Source organism: Pseudomonas sp. JS3066 (assembly GCF_036328175.1).
Classification (GTDB): Bacteria; Pseudomonadota; Gammaproteobacteria; order Pseudomonadales; family Pseudomonadaceae; genus Metapseudomonas.
In genome coordinates this window covers 810,667-829,866 of record NZ_CP143312.1, presented here as the reverse complement: position 1 = coordinate 829,866, position 19,200 = coordinate 810,667, and the positions used below count along the sequence as shown (strand labels likewise).

Below are 19,200 nucleotides of genomic sequence, written 5' to 3'. Positions count from 1 at the left end.
CAGGAGGGATACCCGTATGCTCAGCCATATTCGCAACACCCTGGAAGAAGCCAGGCGCGCCCTGGACAACTTCATCGCCAACGAGCAGACGCTGAAGAACATCGAGCGTGCGGCGGAGTTCCTGGTCGAATCATTCGAGAAAAAGGGCAAGGCGTTTTCCTGCGGCAACGGTGGCTCCATGTGCGACGCCATGCACTTCGCCGAGGAGCTGACGGGCCGCTACCGCAAGAATCGCCCTGGCGTCGCTGCCATCTCCATCAGCGATGCCAGCCACATCAGTTGCGTGGCCAATGACTTCGGCTACGACCACATCTTCTCCCGCTATATCGAATCCCACGGTCGCGAAGGCGATGTATTGCTCGCGTTCAGCACCAGTGGCCGGAGCCCCAACGTGATCAAGGCCGCCGAAGCCGCCCGCGCCCTCGGTGTGAAAGTGATCGCCCTCACGGGTAAGCCCGGTTCTGCCCTGGAGACCCTGGCCGATGTGTGCATCTGTGCGCCCGGCGGCGACTTCGCCGACCGTGTGCAGGAACTGCACATCAAGGTCGTGCATATCCTCATAGAGCTGGTCGAGCGCAAGCTTTCCCCCGAGAACTACGCCTGAGGGGTGATCACCTCACCCCGTAAGGTTGGTTCTTAGCGCAGCAAGGCCCAACGATTTCCGGCATCAGCCACGAATCGTTGGGTTTCGTTCCTCTAACCAACCTACAAGTGCCGCCGTCTTCTGTGGGGGCGAACTCATTCGCCAAGGGCGGCGCAGCCGCCCCGTAGGTTGGCTCCGAGCGCAGCGAGGCCCAACGATTTCCGGCATCAGCCGCGAAATGTTGGGCTTCGTTCCCCTAGCCAACCTACAGTGCCCTCACTCCGGCACTTCGACGCTCACGTGAATCGCATCGTGCCGCCAGAACTCCAGGTCGCAGTCGATCAGCCGGCCATGCTGGTCACGGTTGATGCGGGTGATCCTCAGCGCCGGACTGCCGGCTGACACTTTCAGCGGCGCCGCAGCCTCCGGGTGCAGAGCGGTTGGCACCATGTCGAAGCGCACCCGGCCATAGCGGATGCCGTACTGATCGTCATACAGCTCGGTCAGTGAGCGGGTCAGGTCGAAATCGATGATGCCGGGGAAGTAGGCTGGATTGAGGTAGTGCTCCACATAGAGCACCAGGCGTCCGTCGACACGACGCGCGCGGCGTATTTGATAGACGCTGGACAGTGCCGGCAACTCCAGCAATTCGCAAATCTCCACACTGGCCGGAATCAACCGTGCCCCAAGCACTTCGGTCGCCGGAACCCGGCCCTGCCCGGCCACCATGGCGTGAAAGTGGCTGCGCACCAGTGGGTTGTAGAGCAGGCGGGGCGGCGAGACGAACCAGCCACGTCGTTCCTCGCGGTAGATCAGCCCCTGGGCCTCCAGTTGCCCCAACGCCTCCCGCAAGGTGATGCGGGTCGTATCAAACAGTTCGCTCAACTTGCGCTCGGCCGGCAGCTTGCTGCCCTGGGGTAGCAAGCCGTGTTCGATCTGTTCCTGCAGCGCACTACAGATGGCGGTCAGGGTGCGGGGCGCCTCATCGCGCATCGAAAAACTCCAATCTGGAATAGACCAGCACCACTTGGGTGCGTCATGGCCGGGCTTGCCGGCCATCCTAGGCAGCCTAGATGACTGCGGGATGACAGTCAGGCGCGCCTGCATGCGCCATGCCATCGCCAATCGCGACAACCCTGTGAATCAGCCACTGGGCCATGGTCTACGCTTTTCAGGCGTCTGCCGCCGCCAGACCGGGCGGCGACCCTGAAATCAAACCGTCATCCAAGGCTTTTAGATTTGGCCTGGGTCTTGCTGATCTAGACCAACCTCCAAACCTGCTAAGGAGCTTCACATGAAACGCCTGTTGCTGGCTTCACTGATGGGAACGGCCATCGCCCTGGGGACCCAGGCGATGGCAAGCGACGCAGATCTGAAGAGTCTCGAACAAGCTGCGCGCAAGGAAGGCGCGGTGAACAGCGTGGGCATGCCCGACAGCTGGGCCAACTGGAAGGACACCTGGATCGACCTGAACAAGCAGTACGGACTCAAGCACGTCGACACCGACATGAGTTCGGCCCAGGAAATCGCCAAGTTCGCTGCCGAGAAGGACAACGCCACCGCCGATATCGGCGACGTGGGCGCTGCCTTCGGCCCCATCGCCGTCCAGCAGGGCGTGACCCAGCCCTACAAGCCCAGCACCTGGGCGCAGATCCCCGACTGGGCCAAGGATGCCGACGGCCACTGGATGCTGGCCTATACCGGCTCCATCGCCTTCATCGTCAACAAGCAACTGGTGAAGGAAGCGCCCAAGTCCTGGGCCGACCTGAAGCAAGGCAAGTACAAGGTCGCTATCGGTGACGTCAGCGCCGCCGCCCAGGCTGTCAATGGCGTGCTCGCCGCTGCCATCGCCAACGGAGGTAACGAGAAGAACATCCAGCCGGGTCTGGACTTCTTCGCCGAGATCGCCAAACAGGGTCGCCTGTCGCTGTCCAACCCGACCATCCAGACCCTGGAGAAGGGCGAGGTGGAAGTGGGCATCGTCTGGGACTTCAATGGCCTGTCCTACCGCGACCAGATCGACCCCAGCCGCTTCGAAGTGCTGATCCCTTCGGATGGCTCGGTGATTTCCGGCTACACCACCATCATCAACAAGTACGCGAAGAACCCCAACGCCGCGAAGTTGGCCCGCGAGTACATCCTCAGCGACGCCGGCCAGATCAACCTGGCCAAGGGGAACGCCCGTCCGATCCGTGCCGAACACTTGACCCTGCCGGCTGAGGTCAAGGCCAAGCTCCTGCCCAACGAGCAGTACGCCAAGGTCCAGCCAATCAAGGATGCCAAGGCCTGGGAAGAAACCTCGAAAGCCCTGCCGCAGCTGTGGCAGGAGCACGTGATCATCGAGATGGAGTGAGTCATGGCCGGGCGCCCCTGCGGCGCCCGCCTGTCTCCAGAGGCAAGTCGAATGAAGAACAAAGTCATCCTCGTCCTGCTGGATGGCCTGAACTACGAGGTGGCCCGGCATGCGCTGGGTCACCTTCAGGCCTGGTGCGGCGCCGGCAAGGCGGTGCTCTACAAGCTCCAGTGCGAGCTACCGGCACTGTCCCGCCCGCTCTACGAATGCATCCTTACCGGCGTACCACCGATCGAGAGCGGCATCGTCCATAACGATGTCATGCGTCTGTCGAAGGAGCGCAGCATCTTTCACTACGCCAGCGCCGCCGGATTGAGCACTGCCGCCGCCGCGTACCACTGGGTCAGCGAGCTGTACAACAATTCGCCCTTCAATGCCGCCCGCGACCGCCACACAGAAGCGCCGCAGCTGCCGATCCAGAACGGCCACTTCTATTACGCGGATCATTACCCGGATTCGCACCTGTTCGCCGACGCGGAAAGCCTGCGCCAGCGCCACAACCCGGATTTCCTCCTGGTGCACCCGATGAATGTCGACGACGCCGGCCACAAGCACGGCCTGGACTCGCCGCAGTACCGCAACAGCGCGCGGGTCGCCGACATCCTGCTGGCCGAGTACCTGCAACGCTGGCTGGACGCCGGCTACCAGGTGCTGGTAACCGCCGACCACGGCATGAACAACGACCGCTCCCACAACGGCCTGCTCCCCGAAGAGCGCGAAGTTCCGCTGTTCGTGCTGGGCGATGCCTTCAGCCTGGACGCCACGGCGCAGCCGAAACAGACCGAACTGTGCGGCACCGTTTGCGAGCTGCTGGGCGCATCCCACGACAAGCCGGTCTGCCGGGAGCTGCTGAAGTGAATTCAACCAACCGGGGCAAATGGCTGGCACTGCTCTGCCTGCTGCCCTTCGCCCTGTTCTTCATCCTGTTTCAGATCGCGCCGCTGGCCTGGGTTGCTATCCACAGCCTGAACACACCGGAAGGCTGGGGCCTGGCCAACTACGCCAAGGTGTTCAGCTCCAAGTTCTACCTGCAGGCCATCAAGCACAGCCTGCAGATCGCGTTCTGGTCGAGCCTGTTCGGCATCGTAATCGCGGTGATCGGCAGCTATTCGCTGCGCAAGGTGGATTCGAAGCTGCGCGACTTCGTCATGGCCTTCTCCAACATGACCAGCAACTTCGCCGGCGTGCCACTGGCCTTCGCCTTCATCATCCTGCTCGGCTTCAACGGCGCGCTGACTATCCTGCTCAAGCAGTCAGGGGTGATCGAGGACTTCAACCTCTATTCCAAGGCCGGCCTGATCGTGCTCTACACCTACTTCCAGATTCCCCTCGGCGTGCTCCTGCTCTATCCAGCCTTCGACGCCCTGCGCGAGGACTGGCGCGAGTCGGCCGCCCTGCTGGGCGCCAGCCCCTGGCAGTTCTGGCGACACATCGGCCTGCCAGTGCTGACGCCCGCACTGCTGGGCACCTTCGTCATCCTGCTGGCCAATGCCCTGGGCGCCTACGCCACCGTCTATGCCCTGACCACTGGCAACTTCAACGTGCTGACCATCCGCATCGCGGCCATGGTCGCTGGCGATATCGCGCTCAACCCCAATCTGGCCAGCGCCCTGGCGATGGTGCTGGTGGGCCTGATGGCCCTGATCACCGTGGTCCATCAGTGGCTGTTGAAGAGGAGCTACCATGTCGCGCGCTGAACTCCGCAACGGCGGCCTCTACCATCGTGCGGTGGTCTGGATACTGTTCCTGATTCTGTTGCTACCGTTGGCCGGCACCTTGCTCTACTCGCTCTCCACCAGCTGGTCGGCGACGATCCTGCCGGACGGGCTGACGCTCAAGTGGTACCTGGCATTGTGGAGCGACGCCCGGTTCCTCACCGCCTTCGGTCAGTCGCTGCTGGTGTGCTTCGGAGCCCTGGCGCTGTCGGTGGTGCTGATCCTGCCGCTGCTGTTCGTGGTGCATTACCACTTCCCACGGCTCGACGGGCTGATGAACATACTCATCCTGCTGCCATTCGCGGTTCCGCCGGTGGTGTCCTCGGTGGGGCTGTTGCAGATCTATGGTTCCGGTCCACTGGCCATGGTCGGCACGCCCTGGATCCTGATCGGCTGTTTCTTCACCATCGCCCTGCCCTTCATGTACCGCGCCATCACCAACAACTTGCAGGCGATCAACCTGCGCGACCTGATGGACGCAGCCCAACTGCTCGGCGCCAGCACCTGGAAGGCCGCCTTCCTGGTGGTGCTGCCCAATCTGCGCAAGGGCCTGATGGTTTCGCTGTTCCTGTCGTTCTCCTTCCTCTTCGGCGAGTTCGTCTTCGCCAACCTGCTGGTGGGAACCCGCTACGAGACCCTCCAGGTCTACCTGAACAACATGCGCAACAGCAGTGGCCACTTCAACAGCGCCCTGGTGATCTCCTACTTCTTCTTCGTGCTGCTGTTCACCTGGGCAGCCAACCGTCTGAACAAGGACAACGCATGAGTTTTCTTTCCATCCGTGGCCTGCACAAGAACTACGGCCAGACCGTCATCTTCAGCGACATCCATTGCGAAATCGGCAAGGGCGAATTCGTGACCCTGCTCGGCCCCTCTGGCTGCGGCAAATCCACTCTGTTGCGCTGCATCGCCGGCCTGACCGAAGTGAATGGCGGGCAGATCCTGCTGGACGGCCAGGACCTGGTGCCCGTGTCACCCCAGAAGCGCGGCATCGGCATGGTGTTCCAGAGCTACGCGCTGTTTCCCAATATGACCGTACAGCAGAACGTCGCCTTCGGCCTGCGCATGCAAAAAGTCAGCGCCGCCGACAGCAAGCACCGAGTCGACGAAGTGCTGGCCATGGTTGAGCTGTCGGACTTCACAACGCGCTACCCCCACCAGCTCTCCGGCGGCCAGTGCCAACGCGTGGCCCTGGCACGCTCGCTGGTTACCCGCCCGCGACTGCTGCTGCTGGACGAGCCGCTGTCGGCGCTGGACGCGCGCATCCGCAAGCACCTGCGCGAGCAGATCCGCGCCATCCAGCAGGAGCTGGGATTGACCACCATCTTCGTCACCCACGACCAGGAAGAAGCCCTGACCCTGTCGGACCGCATCTTCCTGATGAACGCTGGACGCATCGTCCAGAGCGGCGATGCGGAAACCCTCTACACCGCGCCGGTGGACGCCTTCGCCGCCGGCTTCATCGGCAACTACAACCTGCTCGACGCCGATGCCGCCAGCCGCCTGCTGCAACGTACGTTCAACAGCCGCATCGCCATTCGTCCGGAGGCCATCGCCTTGAGCCGTGAAGGCGGCATCGAGGCCGAAGTGCGCAGCCACAGCCTGCTGGGCAATGTAGTGCGATATCGCGTCGAGGCACGCGGCGTGGAACTGGTGGTGGACGTACTCAACCGCTCCGCCGAAGATCTGCACCGCAAAGGCCAACGCATCGGCCTTCGAATAGACGATCACGCAATCCGGGAGGTGGCCTGATGGCCCTGGCAATCTTCGACCTTGACGACACCCTGATAGACGGCGACTGCGCCAGCCTGTGGAGCGCCCACATGGCCGAACTGGGTTGGGTCGATGGGGAATCCTTCGTCCGCAAGGACCATGAACTCATGGCGCTGTATGCCGAGGGAAAACTGGCCATGGAGGACTACATGGCCTTCAGCCTGTCGCCCCTGGTGGGCCGCACCGCTGAGGAAGTGGAGTTCGTGGTCGGTCCCTTCGTCGAGGATGTGGTCGAGCCCCTGATCCACTCTGATGCCATGCGCTGCCTGGCCCGGCACCGTGCCGCTGGTGATCGCATCCTGATCATTTCCGCCTCGGCGCATTTTCTGGTCAGCGCCATCGCCGAACGCCTGGGCGTGGAAGAAGTCCTGGCCATCGACCTGGAGGAACAACACGACTGCTACAGCGGCCGCACCCGCGGCGTGCTCACCTACCGTGAAGGCAAGGTGACCCGGCTCAATGCCTGGCTGGAAGAACAGGGCGAAAACCTGGAAGGCGCCTACTTCTATTCCGATTCGCGCAACGATCTGCCGCTGCTCTCGCTGGTAGCCAACCCTCATACGGTCAACCCCGACGCGGCTTTGCGCACCCACGCCGAGCAAGCCGGCTGGCCGATTCTGGACTGGCGCTGACCGTGCGTGGGGGCGAATTCATTTTCCAAGGACCGCGCAGAAGCCCCGTAGGTTGGCCCGAGCCTGCAAGGCCCAACACAACGAAGCTCCGGGCGGGCCTTATTTGCCTCCCCCCAACCCTCTCCCGCAAACGGGAGAGGGAGTCGTCCGTGCTGAGGCCTGACATGGGAACCATCCCTGTAGGAGCGAATTCATTCGCGATTGAAATCGCTCCCACAGGCCCCAGGGCGCTTTACAGCAAGGTCAGGGTGTAGCTCAGGATCAGCCGGTTCTCGTCCTGGTCGCGGGCTGCGTCGCTGCGCAGTGCGGCGTTGCGCCAGGACACGCCGAGCCCCTTCAGCGGACCGTCCTGCAGCACGTAGTCGAGGCGGAAGTCGCGCTCCCACTCGCCCTGGTCGCTGCCCTGGGTCTCGATGTTGCTGCCCTTCAGGTAGGTGCCCACCGCCTTCAGCCCCGGCACGCCGAGCTTGGCGAAGTCGTAGCCGTATTCGGCCACCCAGGTGCGCTCGCCGGCGCTGAGGAACTTGCCGATCTGGCGGTCGGTGATCAGGTAGGCGGTGGCGCCATCCCCCTGGTTGAGGAAGGGGAAGGCACTGTCGCCGGAGACCTGCTGGTAGCCCAGGCTGGCCGCGTGGCCGCCGAGGGTGTAGGTGAACAGCGCGCTCCAGGTGCGGTTGTCCACTTCATAGCGGTCCGGGTCGTTGGCCGCCCAGTTGCCCGAGCTGCGGAAGCCTTCGCGGCGGCCGGCCACGCTGGCGTTCTTGCCGTCGGAATCGCTGTAGAAGTAGCGCAGGTCGGACTTCAGCGCGCCCACCGGCAGCGCCCAGTTGTGGGTCAGGCCGAGGAAGTGCTGGTTATAGAAGTCTTCCAGGTTGCCGTAGTAGTACTGCGCGAGCAGGTTGTCGCTGACCTTGTAGTCGCCCCCGGCGAAGTAGAACTTGTTGACGAACTGGCCGCTGCGGGCGTTGTTCGCGCCGGCGATCGACAGGCCACGGGCGTCGCTGGAGTTACGCCCCTTGGCGTGTTCCAGCTGGCCACCGACCAGGGTCAGGCCGGCGATCTCGCTGGAGGTCACCTGGCCACCCTCGAAGGTCTGCGGCAGCAGGCGGCCGTCGTTGTAGGTCACCACCGGCAGCTTCGGCAGCAGGGTGCCGATACGCGCTTCGGTCTTGGAAATGCGCACCTTGCCGGTCACGCCGAGGCTGCCGAAATCGTCCTTGGCGCGGCCGTCGTTGTCGGTCGGGAACACGGTGCCGCCGTAGCTGGCGCTGGTCGGGTTGTAGTGGCGGCCCTTGCCGGAATCCAGCTTCACGCCCAACAGGCCGAGGGCATCGACGCCAACCCCGACGGTGCCTTCGGTGTAGCCGGAGGCGTAGTTGAAGAGGAAGCCCTGGCCCCACTCTTCCTGCTTGGACGGCGCGTCGGCGAACTGGCGGTTGTCCGAGTTGATGTAGAAGTTGCGCAGGGTCAGGCTGGCCTTGCTGTCTTCGATGAAACCGCCAGCGGCGGCCTGCTGGGCCAGCACGCCGAGGGCGACGGCCAGGGCGAAATGAGAGCGTTTCATTGCTGTACTCCGATGCATTGGGTCTTGAAGTCCTCCCGAAACCAATCGCACATCGCTGTATTATTTTGTATATAGCGCTAGGCGAACATCATCGACCTGATCAAAAGGTCACCGAAGCAGATTGGCGGGCGGTGCAGATCAAACAGAAACTTGACTTTGAAGTCAACCAATCCCAACAATGCGTCGCAATCGCTATATAGATATATACATAACGCTAAAACAAGAACCTCAGCACTTCACCAAGGAGTCGTCTCATGAGTCATCACCTTTCCCGCGCCGCCGCCGCGCTCGTAGCTTTCGCCTTGGGCAGCGCGTCGGCCGCGGAAGTCCAGGTGGCTGTCGCCGCCAACTTCACCGCGCCGATCCAGGCCATTGCCAAGGACTTCGAGAAAGATACCGGCCACAAACTGGTCGCCGCCTCCGGTGCCACCGGCCAGCTCTTTACCCAGATCAAGAATGGCGCCCCCTTCGAGGTCTTTCTTTCGGCCGACGACACCACTCCGGCCAAGCTGGAAAAAGAAGGCGATTCGGTGCCTGGCTCACGCTTCACGTACGCCATCGGCACCCTGGTGCTTTGGTCGGCGCAGGACGGCTATGTGGACGCCAAGGGCGATGTGCTGAAGAGCGGCCAGTACAAACACCTGTCCATCGCCAATCCGAAGACTGCACCTTACGGCCTGGCGGCCACCCAGGTGCTGGACAAGCTGGGCCTGGCCTCTGAAGTCAAACCCAAGCTGGTGGAAGGCCAGAACATCACCCAGGCCCTGCAGTTCGTTTCCAGCGGGAATGCCGAGCTGGGCTTCGTCGCCCTGTCCCAGGTGTACAAGGACGGCAAGATCACCAGCGGCTCCGCCTGGATCGTGCCGGCCGACATGCATGAGCCGATCAAGCAGGACGCACTGATCCTGAAGAAGGGCGAAGCCAATCCGGCCGCCAAGGCACTGGTGGACTACCTGAAGGGGCCAAAGGCTGCGGAAGTGATCAAGTCTTACGGCTATCAGCTGTAACGACGGCACGGGGTGACGCTCCCTCACCCCCGGCCCCTCTCCTGGAGCGAAAGGGGCGCCTGTCGGCGACGACTCAGTCGTCGCCCTCCTCCATCGCGGCCTTGAGGGCCTCGTACGCCGGGGCGGCGTAAATACCGACGTCCACGGCCAGTTGCATGACCTTCTCCAGATCGTTCTTGTAGACCAGTACGCACTGCAGTTCGTCATCCAGCGGCTCGCTGAAATCCACCAGCACGTAGCCACCCTTTTCCGGGTAGAGACTGCCCATTTGAACCTGGATGCGGTTGAGGGCCTTGAGTGGCTCGACCTTCACCAGTTGCTTGGGCTTGAGCACGAAATTCACGCTCGGACCGAACGAATCCACCACCTGCTGGAACAACTGGTCGTAGCTGTCTGCCTGGAACAGCACGGTATCCGGTAGGCTGCCCACCACCACCCACTCGCCGAGGGGGATGGGGAAGCTGTCGTCGTAGTTGATATCGGGGTTGGCGGCGAGGAAGGCGTCCGCATCGGCGTAAGCCTGGGACGCCTCAGAGGCGACGCGTTCGATCTCATCCTCGGCCATGCAGCCGGAGCTGATTGCCGCGATCAATTCGATAAGTTGCTGTTTCACGAGAAGAGCCCTGCCGCTTGAGGAACGAAAGCGCGAAGGATACAGGGAAGCCACACGGACATAAAAAAAGCGGAGGACCCTTTCGGGCCTCCGCCATATCAGCACACCACGCTGAGTAAATCAGGTCGTACGGATCAGGTGATCGAAGGCCCCCAGCGACGCCTTGGCGCCCTCACCCACGGCGATCACGATCTGCTTGTACGGAACGGTTGTCACATCGCCCGCAGCGAACACGCCGGGGATATTGGTCTGCCCCTTGGCGTCGACGATGATCTCGCCGCGCGGGGACAGCTCCACAACGCCCTTCAGCCACTCGCTGTTGGGCAGCAGGCCAATCTGCACGAAGATGCCTTCCAGTTCCAGGGTGCGCAGCTCGTCAGTGGTGCGGTCCTTGTAGACCAGGCCATTGACCTTCTGGCCGTCGCCTTTCACTTCAGTGGTCAGCGCGCTCTTGATGACGTTGACGTTGGGCAGGCTGGCCAGCTTCTTCTGCAGCACGGCGTCAGCACGCAGCTTGTCGTCGAATTCGATCAAGGTGACCTGGGCAACAAGGCCGGCCAGGTCGATAGCAGCTTCCACGCCGGAGTTGCCTCCACCGATCACCGCCACACGCTTGCCCTTGAACAACGGGCCGTCGCAGTGCGGGCAGTAGGCCACGCCACGGCCGCGGTATTCCTGCTCGCCGGGCACGTTCATTTCGCGCCAGCGGGCGCCGGTGGAGAGGATCACGGTTTTCGCCTTCAGCGACGCACCGCTCTCGAACTTGACTTCATGCAGCTCGCCCTCAGCCTTGGCCGGGACCAGCGCACTGGCGCGCTGCAAGTTCATGATGTCGACGTCGTATTGCTTGACGTGCTCTTCCAGGGCGCGGGCCAGTTTCGGGCCTTCGGTCTCCTGAACGGAGATGAAGTTCTCGATGGCCATGGTGTCCAGCACCTGGCCACCGAAGCGCTCGGCGGCAACGCCGGTGCGGATGCCTTTGCGCGCCGCGTAGATGGCTGCGGAAGCACCAGCAGGGCCACCGCCGATCACCAGCACGTCGAAAGGCGCCTTGGCATTCAGTTTCTCGGCATCGCGAGCGGCGGCGCCGGTGTCGATCTTGGCGAGGATTTCTTCCACGCCCATGCGGCCCTGGCCGAACAGTTCGCCGTTCAGGTAGATGCTGGGCACAGACATGATCTGGCGCTGCTCGACTTCATCCTGGAACAGTGCGCCGTCGATGGCGACGTGGCGGATGTTCGGGTTGAGCACGGCCATCAGGTTCAGCGCCTGCACCACGTCGGGGCAGTTCTGGCAGGACAGCGAGAAATAGGTTTCGAAAGCGAACTCACCTTCGATCGACTTGATCTGCTCGATCACGTCGGTGCCGAGCTTGGACGGGTGACCGCCCACTTGCAGCAAGGCCAGCACCAGCGAGGTGAACTCGTGGCCCATGGGAATGCCGGCGAAGCGCAGGGAGATGTCCGCGCCAGGGCGATTCAGGGAGAACGACGGACGACGGGCGTCGCTACCATCGGTCTTCAGGGTGATCTTGTCGGTCAGGCCGACGATGTCTTGCAGCAGCCCGAGCAATTCGCGGGATTTGTCGCCGTCATCGAGGGACGCGACGATCTCGAACGGCTGGGTGACCTTTTCGAGGTAGGCCTTCAACTGGGTTTTAAGATTGGCGTCCAACATGTGCGAATTCCTTTATTGCGGGCATGAGTCACCCCTCGGCGGCCGTCGCCAGCCGCCCGAAACGGGATGAGGGGTGATGCAGACGGATGGCAAGGCCATCCGCCGAAGCAAGAAGCGAAATGGGATGGAACACGTCGCGAGCGACGGCAGTGCAAGGCGAAATCAGGCGAGGGCGCGGAGTTTACGAGCTGTAAATGAGCAGCCCGAGCCTGATTTCAACGCAGCAATGCCTAGCGCAGCAGCGTTCCGCCCATTCTTAGATCTTGCCTACGAGGTCGAGGGAAGGAGCCAGAGTGGCTTCGCCTTCTTTCCACTTGGCCGGGCAGACTTCGCCCGGGTGAGCGGCAACGTACTGGGCAGCCTTGACCTTGCGCAGCAGCTCCTGGGCGTCACGGCCGATACCGCCAGCGTTGACTTCAACGATCTGAATCTTGCCTTCCGGGTCGATCACGAAGGTGCCACGGTCAGCCAGGCCTGCTTCTTCGATCAGTACTTCGAAGTTCTTGGACAGAACCCAGGTGGGGTCGCCAACAAGCGGGTACTGGATCTTGCCGATGGTGTCGGAAGTGTCGTGCCAGGCCTTGTGGGTGAAGTGGGTGTCGGTGGACACGCCGTAGATTTCCACGCCCAGCTTCTGGAACTCGGCGTAGTTGTCAGCCAGGTCGCCCAGCTCGGTCGGGCAGACGAAGGTGAAGTCGGCCGGGTAGAAGAAGAATACGGACCACTTGCCCTTCAGGTTGGCTTCGGTCAGTTCGACGAACTTGCCGTGGTGGTAGGCGGTGGCTTTGAACGGTTTGACTTCGGTGTTGATCAGAGACATCGCAACGTCCTCGTTGGGTTAGAAATTTACCCGACAAAGACTATTGGGTTATTCCAAAAAGAGCATATTGAATGACCCCATCAGAACGATTGATTACCTCAATGCAACTCCTCGACGCCCCGGACCACGGGGGCTTGAGCGTCGAGGAAAGGGACGTCAAACCAGGCTTTCGTCCAGCACAAGCACTAGCTTTCCTTCCACTTGGTTGCTCGCCAGGGCTTCGAAAGCCGCCTCGGCGTCCTTGGCAGGGAAGGCTCGTTCCAATCTCGGTTGCAGGCGGCCCTCCTCGAACAGCGGCCATACGTGCTGGCGCAATTCGCTGATGAGATCGGCCTTGAACTGCTCGTCGCGGCTGCGCAGGGTGGACCCGATCAGTTGCACGCGCTTACCCAGCAGCAGAGCCATGTCGAGCTCGGCCTTGCGTCCGCCCATCAGGCCGATGTTCACCCAGCGGCCATCGGTGGCAGCCAGGGCGAGGTTGAGACTGGCATAGTTGCCCCCCACCGGATCGAGGATCACGTCGAAGGGCGCGAAGTCACGCAGGCTTTCCAGAGCTTCGCCACGCAGCGCACCGCCCTGGGCCCCAAGGGATTCGCAATAGGCCAGGCGCTCGGCCGACCCCACACTGACCCAGCAGGGATTGCCGAAAGCCTTGCACAGCTGGATGGAGGCGGAGCCGACGCCGCTTGCGCCAGCATGCAGCAGCACCTTTTCGCCCGGCCTGAGAGCGGCCAGCTGGAACAGGTTGAGCCAGGCGGTCGCATAGACTTCGGGCAACGCGGCGGCTTCGGCCAGGGATAGCCCCTCTGGCGCCGGCAGCACATGGCGCGCATCCACCACGACTTCCTCGGCCATGCCCCCCCCGGCGAGCAGGCAGCAGACACGGTCACCTACCTGCCAGGCACCACTGCCCGGGCCCACTTCGGCGATCACCCCGGAGGCTTCCAGCCCCAGGATATCGCTGGCCCCTGGCGGCGGCGGATATAGTCCCGCACGTTGTAACAGGTCGGCTCGGTTCAGACCGGCGGCGGCCACACGAATCCGCACTTGCCCCACATCACAGGCCGGGCTGGCCCGCTCCCCCCACTCCACGCGCCCTTCGACGCCTTGCAATGCCTTCACGGTGCCTCCATAGTGAGCTTGGACCTGGCCCGGCGACCTGCTGGGCCTTCGCGTTGCGCCAATGGAACCCGGCGCCCTCAAATACGGCCTAATATGCGTTATCACCTGTCCCGACGTCGAATCAGCATGAAGCGCTCCCTGATCAGTTCTGCCCTTGCCTTGGCCCTCAGCGTCAGCGTCCTGCCGTTGCATGCCGCCCCTACCGCCCCGAACAGTTGGGACTCCATTCAGCCCGACCGTGAACAGGTGATCGCCAGCCTCAATGTAGTGGAGCTGCTCAAGCGTCATCACTACAACAAGCCGCCGCTCAACGACGAGCGCTCGGTGAAGATCTACGAGGGCTACCTCAAGCTGCTCGACCCGGCACGGATGTATTTCACCGCCGGCGATATCGCCGAGTTCGACAAATGGCGCACGCGTTTCGACGACCTGCTGAAAAGCGGCGACCTGGAGCCGGGCTTCATCATCTACAAACGTCATCTGGACCGACTCAAGGAGCGCCTGGACTTCGCCCTGGCGCTGCTGGACAAGGGCGTCGACAAGATCGACTTCAATGTCGACGAAAGCCTGGAGATCGATCGCGAGAAGGCGCCCTGGGCCAAGGACCGCGCCGCCCTCGACGACCTCTGGCGCAAGCGCGTGAAAGATGAAGTGCTGCGCCTGAAGATCGCCAAGAAGGAACCCAAGGCCATCCAGGAGTTGCTGGTCAAACGCTACAAGAACCAGCTCTCCCGCCTCGAGCAGACCCGTGGCGAGGATGTGTTCCAGGCCTACATCAATGCCTTTGCCCAGACATACGACCCGCACACCCAGTACCTCTCCCCGGACAACGCGGAGAACTTCGACATCAACATGAGCCTGTCCCTCGAGGGCATCGGCGCCGTGCTGCAAAGCGACAACGAGTACGTGAAGGTGGTGCGCCTGGTCCCGGCGGGTCCGGCCGAGAAGAGCAAGCAGGTAGCACCGGCGGACAAGATCGTCGGCGTCGCGCAGGGCAATGGCGAAATGGTCGACGTGATCGGCTGGCGCCTGGACGAAGTGGTCAAGCTGATCCGTGGCCCGAAAGGCTCTGTGGTTCGCCTGGAAGTGATCCCGGCCAGCAACGCGCCAAACGACCAGACCAGCAAGATCGTCGCCATCACCCGCGAAGCGGTGAAGCTCGAAGAACAGGCTGCGAAGAAATCCGTACTCAACCTCGAGCATGAAGGCAGCAAGTTCAAGCTCGGCGTGATCGAGGTACCGGCCTTCTACCTGGACTTCAAGGCGTTCCGCGCTGGCGACCCCGAGTACAAGAGCACCACCCGCGACGTGAAGAAACTCCTCGGCGAATTGCAGAAGGAAAAAGTCGACGGCGTGGTCATCGACCTGCGCAACAACGGCGGCGGCTCCTTGCAGGAAGCCACCGAGCTGACCGGCCTGTTCATCGACCAGGGCCCGACCGTATTGGTGCGAAATAGCGACGGCCGCGTCGACGTGCTGGCCGACGAGAACACCGGCGCCTACTACACCGGCCCGATGGCCGTACTGGTCAACCGCCTGTCCGCGTCGGCTTCGGAGATTTTCGCCGGCGCCATGCAGGACTATCACCGCGCGTTGATCATCGGTGGCCAGACCTTCGGAAAAGGCACCGTGCAGACCATCCAGCCGTTGAACCACGGCGAGCTGAAGCTGACCCTGGCCAAGTTCTACCGCGTCTCCGGCCAGAGCACCCAGCACCAGGGCGTGCTGCCGGACATCGAGTACCCCTCGGTTGTGGATACCAAGCAGATCGGTGAAAGCGCCCTGCCAGAGGCCATGCCCTGGGACAGCATCCGTCCGGCCATCAAGCCTGAACTGGACCCGTTCAAGCCGTTCCTGGCTGAGCTGAAGTCTCGCCACGATGCGCGCACCGCGCAGGATCCGGACTTCGTCTACAGCCGTGAGCGCCTGGCGCTGGCCCAGAAACTGCTGAAGGAGACTGAGGTCAGCCTCAATGAGACCAAGCGTCGCGCCCAGCAGTCCGACATTGAAGCCAAGCAGTTGGCGATGGAAAACACCCGTCGCAAGGCCAAGGGCGAGGAACTCTTGAAGGAACTCAAGCCGGAAGACGAAGACGCCGCACCGGTAGAAGAGGAAAAGACCAAGCCGGAAGACGACGCCTACCTGACTGAAACCGGGCAGATCCTGCTGGACTATCTGGGTCTGAACGCAGCTGTGGCGAAACATTGAAATGATGTCATAACGCCGTCACACAACTGTCGTGAAATCCGGGGGCCGCAATTGCGGCCCCTTTCTTTTTCACGAGTAACAGCATGACCGTCACCGAGCAGTTGAGCGCACTGGGCCTGATCCTCGCTCACGGCGACTTGCACAGCCTGTTTCAGCCGATTCTGTCGCTGTCGGAGCGACGCATCCTCGGCTACGAGGCGCTGACCCGCGGCCCCTCCAACAGCCCTTTGCACTCCCCCATGACCCTGTTCGCGGTGGCGCGCCACGCCGGACGTCTGAGCGAACTTGAAATGGCCTGCCGCAAGACTGCGTGCCACCGCTTCAAGGACCTCAAGCTCGATGGCCTGCTGTTCCTCAACGTGTCTCCGGAGTCCCTGCTGGACCCGGCGCACCAGCCAGGCCGCACCTTGAAGATGCTGCAAGCCTTCGGTATCCCTCCGAGCCAGGTGGTGATCGAACTGACGGAGCAAACTCCGACCGAAGACTTCAACCTGCTCGATACCGCCCTGCACCATTACCGCGCCATGGGCTTCTCCATCGCCCTCGACGATCTGGGTGCAGGCTATTCCAGCCTCCGCCTCTGGTCCGAACTGCGCCCGGACTATGTGAAGATCGACCGCCACTTCATCGACGGTATCCACCAGGACGCGGTGAAGCGAGAGTTCGTCGAGTCTATCCTGAAGATGGCAAAAGCCTCGCGGGCCCAGGTCATCGCCGAAGGTATCGAACTGCCGGAAGAGCTCGCGGTGCTTGCGGAAATGGGGGTCGACCTGGTCCAGGGCTACCTGCTTGGACGCCCCCAGGAACGTCCCTCGCGAGACGCCCGCGCGTTGTTGCCGACAATGGAATCGCTCAGCAGCATGAACGAGGAGAACCGCGACCTCTGCGCACTACTCAACGAACAGCTGGCGGTACATGAGGACACGCCCATCCACGAGGTGCTGGAAACGTTCCGGGCCCAGGCCAACCTCAACTCGCTGGCTGTGCTGGACGCCCATCAGCGCCCGGTTGGCATCGTGCATCGTCATCTGCTCTCCGAAGCCCTGCTGCGTCCTTTCGCTACTGACCTGTTCACCCGGAAATCGGTGAATCGACTGATGAGCGCAGACTTCCTCGCCGTGGAGATGGGGCAGTCGCTGCAACAGGTCAGCCGCCTTATCACCAGCCGTGCGCGGCAACGTATCGAAGAGGACTTCATCATCATTCTCGACGGTCGCTACCGGGGCCTCGGACGGGTGATCGACGTGCTCAAGCTGATTACCGAACTGAAGATCCAGCAAGCCCGCCATGCCAATCCACTGACCCTGCTACCGGGCAACGTGCCCATCCAGCAATGCCTGACACGCCTGCTGCAACAACGCCGTCAGGCGGTGGTTTGCTACGTAGACATCGACAGCTTCAAGCCCTTCAACGACCTCTATGGCTACGCCAAGGGCGACGAGGTGCTGCTGTGCCTGGCCCAGTGCCTGAGCGAGCGCGTGGACCCGGCACGGGACTTCGTCGGTCATATCGGCGGTGACGATTTCATGCTGGTACTGGGATCGGACGATTGGCGCATGCGGCTCAACCATCTGCTGGAAGACTTCCAGGGTCAGTGTCGGCGCTTCTACCGCAACGATCATTTGGAGGCGGGCTGCTTCGTTGCCCACAATCGCCACGGCCAGCGCGAGGAGTATCCGCTGCTGTCGCTGTCCATCGGTGTAGTAACACTCAAGGCCGAAGACTGCGTGCGGCTTGATGCCTCGCAACTGGCGGGGCTCGCCTCGGAGGCCAAACGCCACGCCAAGACAATGCCAGGCTACAGCTTGCACATCATCGAAGCGGTTTCATCAGGGGCGGAGTCAATCCCCCAATGAGTCAGAGACCGAGCTCACCTGCGCGCTGCTCAGCGCGCCTGGCCGAATCGCCATCGGGCTCCAGGCCCGGGCCGCCGTCGCGGTAAAGGTCGACCAGCTTTCGCGCCGCCAGTGGATGACCGGCATCGGCCGCCAGCTTCCACCAGCGTGCAGCTTCCGCGGCATCCGGAGCCTGGCGGGCATCGCCGGCCAGACTCAGCACACCGAGCTGATAGGCGGACTTGCCATCTCCGGCCTGAGCTGCCAGACGGAGCAGGCGAATACCCTCTTCCCGCGCGCCGAAGCCATGTCCCCGGTGCAGCAGGAGATGGCCGTAAAAGCTCTGTGCAGGAACATCGCCCAAAGCAGCCATGCGCGCGAACTGGCCTTGCATCCACTGCCAGGCACGCGGATGGGCCACCAGCTTGGGGAAGCGCATGAGCCGGCGTGCCACCAGGTAGCCGAGCCGAGCCCGCAGCTTCCAGAGCATCACTGCTCCTCGGGGTAGGTGAACTCGAACACCCGTGCCACTTCAGCCGCATGCCAGGACGCGGCAGCGGTGCCATCCGGTGGACCGGCGAAGCGGCCAAGGCGTTCCACACACTCGAAGAAGCCGGTACGCGGCAGGCGGCTGGCGCCCTGGCTGATCACCAGGGAGCTACGCAACGGGCGCTCGGCGCGTGCATCGAGGGCGGCCAGGTGTTCGAGGGCCGCGGTGAGAGTCTGCATCGCCGGGGACGGCAATTGCAGGCGCTCGATCAACGCGCGGTAGGTCAGCAGGTGACGCTGGCGGCGAGCATCTTCCAGTTCATCCAACAAGGCTTGCCAGTGCTGGCGGCTGATTCGCAGACTCAAGATCCGGACTCCCAGCCGGATACGCCGAGGACACGCGCCAGACTACGCTTAATGGCTTCGTCGGGCTCGCGTTCGCCGCTTTCGATCAGCCCGAGGTAGTGAGGGCTGATCCCCACGGTGCGGGCCAATTGCTCCAGACTCTGGCCTTGCGCTTCGCGCAGCGACTTCAGTTGTCCGAGCGCAACCTTGGCTTGTTCGGTGGCCGACTCCGTAGTGGCCTGGCCGGCGGCGCGCAGCAGCGCCTGGTATTCGGACCAGGGCAGTACCGCGTACTCCGCCTGGCCGTCACGCATGATCACTTGCACACTCATTGAAGCTCCCCGTGGAACGCAGTGCCGACTGCTTCAGCACCTCCATGCAGGCGGCCATATTATCAGGCCGAGGGCCCGCAGAGGGTGAACTATACTGCGTCCACCTGGCGGGGGAAGGCTCGTGACGCGGCA

19 protein-coding genes are annotated in these 19,200 nt (G+C 62.7%); 10 read left to right on the top strand and 9 right to left on the bottom strand.

Features of this window, described 5'->3' with window-relative positions; all coding sequences use genetic code 11:
• The first annotated feature begins 16 nt into the window (after nt 1-16).
• Nucleotides 17-604 carry a D-sedoheptulose 7-phosphate isomerase gene (gene lpcA, locus SA496_RS04040; RefSeq protein ID WP_120652644.1) on the top strand — a complete coding sequence of 196 codons (588 nt, stop codon included), beginning with the start codon at nt 17-19 and terminating at the stop codon, nt 602-604.
• A gap of 255 nt (nt 605-859) precedes the next feature.
• Here lpcA and SA496_RS04035 read toward each other — a convergent pair whose 3' ends face one another.
• The gene (locus tag SA496_RS04035) at nt 860-1,576 is read right to left on the bottom strand and encodes a UTRA domain-containing protein (protein ID WP_120652645.1); all 717 of its coding nucleotides are present in this window, start codon (nt 1,574-1,576) and stop codon (nt 860-862) included.
• Nucleotides 1,577-1,877: 301 nt separating this feature from the next.
• On the opposite strand from SA496_RS04035, the gene SA496_RS04030 reads away from it, so the two are divergent.
• Genes SA496_RS04030 through SA496_RS04005 form a run of 6 tightly spaced genes read left to right on the top strand, consistent with a single transcriptional unit; the run spans nt 1,878 to nt 7,056 of the window.
• The gene (locus tag SA496_RS04030) at nt 1,878-2,936 is read left to right on the top strand and encodes an ABC transporter substrate-binding protein (RefSeq protein ID WP_120652646.1); all 1,059 of its coding nucleotides are present in this window, start codon (nt 1,878-1,880) and stop codon (nt 2,934-2,936) included.
• 51 nt (nt 2,937-2,987) lie between these two features.
• The gene (locus SA496_RS04025; RefSeq protein WP_153921316.1) at nt 2,988-3,794 is read left to right on the top strand and encodes an alkaline phosphatase family protein; all 807 of its coding nucleotides are present in this window, start codon (nt 2,988-2,990) and stop codon (nt 3,792-3,794) included.
• The gene (locus tag SA496_RS04020; RefSeq protein WP_120652648.1) at nt 3,791-4,633 is read left to right on the top strand and encodes an ABC transporter permease; all 843 of its coding nucleotides are present in this window, start codon (nt 3,791-3,793) and stop codon (nt 4,631-4,633) included. Before SA496_RS04025 ends, SA496_RS04020 begins: the two co-directional genes overlap by 4 nt.
• A complete protein-coding gene (locus SA496_RS04015; protein WP_120652649.1) occupies nt 4,620-5,417 on the top strand; it encodes an ABC transporter permease in 798 nt (265 codons plus the stop codon). The genes SA496_RS04020 and SA496_RS04015 overlap by 14 nt, the downstream gene beginning before the upstream one ends.
• Nucleotides 5,414-6,403, top strand: coding sequence for an ABC transporter ATP-binding protein (locus tag SA496_RS04010; RefSeq protein WP_153921318.1), 990 nt, complete (start codon nt 5,414-5,416; stop codon nt 6,401-6,403). The genes SA496_RS04015 and SA496_RS04010 overlap by 4 nt, the downstream gene beginning before the upstream one ends.
• Nucleotides 6,403-7,056 carry an HAD family hydrolase gene (locus SA496_RS04005; RefSeq protein ID WP_120652651.1) on the top strand — a complete coding sequence of 218 codons (654 nt, stop codon included), beginning with the start codon at nt 6,403-6,405 and terminating at the stop codon, nt 7,054-7,056. The genes SA496_RS04010 and SA496_RS04005 overlap by 1 nt, the downstream gene beginning before the upstream one ends.
• A 232-nt stretch (nt 7,057-7,288) precedes the next feature.
• On the opposite strand, the gene SA496_RS04000 is transcribed toward SA496_RS04005, so the two are convergent.
• Nucleotides 7,289-8,620, bottom strand: a complete 1,332-nt coding sequence (locus tag SA496_RS04000) for an OprD family porin (RefSeq protein ID WP_120652652.1) — start codon at nt 8,618-8,620, stop codon at nt 7,289-7,291.
• Between the two features lie 254 nt (nt 8,621-8,874).
• Here SA496_RS04000 and modA point away from each other — a divergent pair, with 254 nt between their 5' ends.
• Entirely contained in the window at nt 8,875-9,627 is a 753-nt protein-coding gene (gene modA, locus SA496_RS03995; RefSeq protein WP_330115069.1) for a molybdate ABC transporter substrate-binding protein, read from the top strand.
• A 73-nt stretch (nt 9,628-9,700) separates the two neighbouring features.
• On the opposite strand, the gene SA496_RS03990 is transcribed toward modA, so the two are convergent.
• From SA496_RS03990 to SA496_RS03975, 4 genes are all read right to left on the bottom strand, one after another.
• A complete protein-coding gene (locus SA496_RS03990) occupies nt 9,701-10,240 on the bottom strand; it encodes a hypothetical protein (protein WP_330115068.1) in 540 nt (179 codons plus the stop codon).
• A gap of 120 nt (nt 10,241-10,360) precedes the next feature.
• Entirely contained in the window at nt 10,361-11,917 is a 1,557-nt protein-coding gene (gene ahpF, locus SA496_RS03985) for an alkyl hydroperoxide reductase subunit F (RefSeq protein ID WP_330115067.1), read from the bottom strand.
• Nucleotides 11,918-12,173: 256 nt separating this feature from the next.
• Nucleotides 12,174-12,737 carry an alkyl hydroperoxide reductase subunit C gene (ahpC, locus tag SA496_RS03980; protein ID WP_069082528.1) on the bottom strand — a complete coding sequence of 188 codons (564 nt, stop codon included), beginning with the start codon at nt 12,735-12,737 and terminating at the stop codon, nt 12,174-12,176.
• Nucleotides 12,738-12,893: 156 nt separating this feature from the next.
• On the bottom strand, nt 12,894-13,859 hold the full coding sequence (locus SA496_RS03975) for an NAD(P)H-quinone oxidoreductase (RefSeq protein WP_120652656.1): 966 nt from the start codon (nt 13,857-13,859) through the stop codon (nt 12,894-12,896).
• A 126-nt stretch (nt 13,860-13,985) separates the two neighbouring features.
• Here SA496_RS03975 and SA496_RS03970 point away from each other — a divergent pair, with 126 nt between their 5' ends.
• Both SA496_RS03970 and SA496_RS03965 read left to right on the top strand, forming a co-directional pair.
• Entirely contained in the window at nt 13,986-16,067 is a 2,082-nt protein-coding gene (locus tag SA496_RS03970) for a carboxy terminal-processing peptidase (RefSeq protein WP_153918867.1), read from the top strand.
• An 83-nt stretch (nt 16,068-16,150) separates the two neighbouring features.
• On the top strand, nt 16,151-17,923 hold the full coding sequence (locus SA496_RS03965) for a bifunctional diguanylate cyclase/phosphodiesterase (protein ID WP_120652657.1): 1,773 nt from the start codon (nt 16,151-16,153) through the stop codon (nt 17,921-17,923).
• A gap of 1 nt (nt 17,924) precedes the next feature.
• Here SA496_RS03965 and SA496_RS03960 read toward each other — a convergent pair whose 3' ends face one another.
• The 3 genes from SA496_RS03960 to SA496_RS03950 are packed head-to-tail and all read right to left on the bottom strand — an operon-like array spanning nt 17,925 to nt 19,068.
• Complete coding sequence (locus tag SA496_RS03960) at nt 17,925-18,392, bottom strand: tetratricopeptide repeat protein (RefSeq protein ID WP_120652658.1); 468 nt, start codon at nt 18,390-18,392, stop codon at nt 17,925-17,927.
• Entirely contained in the window at nt 18,392-18,757 is a 366-nt protein-coding gene (locus tag SA496_RS03955) for a hypothetical protein (RefSeq protein WP_153918869.1), read from the bottom strand. Before SA496_RS03955 ends, SA496_RS03960 begins: the two co-directional genes overlap by 1 nt.
• On the bottom strand, nt 18,754-19,068 hold the full coding sequence (locus tag SA496_RS03950) for a helix-turn-helix domain-containing protein (protein WP_153918872.1): 315 nt from the start codon (nt 19,066-19,068) through the stop codon (nt 18,754-18,756). The genes SA496_RS03955 and SA496_RS03950 overlap by 4 nt, the downstream gene beginning before the upstream one ends.
• Between the last annotated feature and the right edge of the window lie 132 nt (nt 19,069-19,200).

Excerpts from the sequence above, each read along its gene's own strand:
- lpcA (WP_120652644.1), top strand. The coding sequence starts at position 17 with ATGCTCAGCCATATTCGCAACACCCTGGAAGAAGCCAGGCGCGCCCTG.
- SA496_RS04035 (WP_120652645.1), bottom strand. The coding sequence starts at position 1,576 with ATGCGCGATGAGGCGCCCCGCACCCTGACCGCCATCTGTAGTGCGCTG.
- SA496_RS04030 (WP_120652646.1), top strand. The coding sequence starts at position 1,878 with ATGAAACGCCTGTTGCTGGCTTCACTGATGGGAACGGCCATCGCCCTG.
- SA496_RS04025 (WP_153921316.1), top strand. The coding sequence starts at position 2,988 with ATGAAGAACAAAGTCATCCTCGTCCTGCTGGATGGCCTGAACTACGAG.
- SA496_RS04015 (WP_120652649.1), top strand. The coding sequence starts at position 4,620 with ATGTCGCGCGCTGAACTCCGCAACGGCGGCCTCTACCATCGTGCGGTG.
- SA496_RS04010 (WP_153921318.1), top strand. The coding sequence starts at position 5,414 with ATGAGTTTTCTTTCCATCCGTGGCCTGCACAAGAACTACGGCCAGACC.
- SA496_RS04005 (WP_120652651.1), top strand. The coding sequence starts at position 6,403 with ATGGCCCTGGCAATCTTCGACCTTGACGACACCCTGATAGACGGCGAC.
- SA496_RS04000 (WP_120652652.1), bottom strand. The coding sequence starts at position 8,620 with ATGAAACGCTCTCATTTCGCCCTGGCCGTCGCCCTCGGCGTGCTGGCC.
- modA (WP_330115069.1), top strand. The coding sequence starts at position 8,875 with ATGAGTCATCACCTTTCCCGCGCCGCCGCCGCGCTCGTAGCTTTCGCC.
- ahpF (WP_330115067.1), bottom strand. The coding sequence starts at position 11,917 with ATGTTGGACGCCAATCTTAAAACCCAGTTGAAGGCCTACCTCGAAAAG.
- ahpC (WP_069082528.1), bottom strand. The coding sequence starts at position 12,737 with ATGTCTCTGATCAACACCGAAGTCAAACCGTTCAAAGCCACCGCCTAC.
- SA496_RS03970 (WP_153918867.1), top strand. The coding sequence starts at position 13,986 with ATGAAGCGCTCCCTGATCAGTTCTGCCCTTGCCTTGGCCCTCAGCGTC.
- SA496_RS03965 (WP_120652657.1), top strand. The coding sequence starts at position 16,151 with ATGACCGTCACCGAGCAGTTGAGCGCACTGGGCCTGATCCTCGCTCAC.
- SA496_RS03960 (WP_120652658.1), bottom strand. The coding sequence starts at position 18,392 with ATGCTCTGGAAGCTGCGGGCTCGGCTCGGCTACCTGGTGGCACGCCGG.
- SA496_RS03950 (WP_153918872.1), bottom strand. The coding sequence starts at position 19,068 with ATGAGTGTGCAAGTGATCATGCGTGACGGCCAGGCGGAGTACGCGGTA.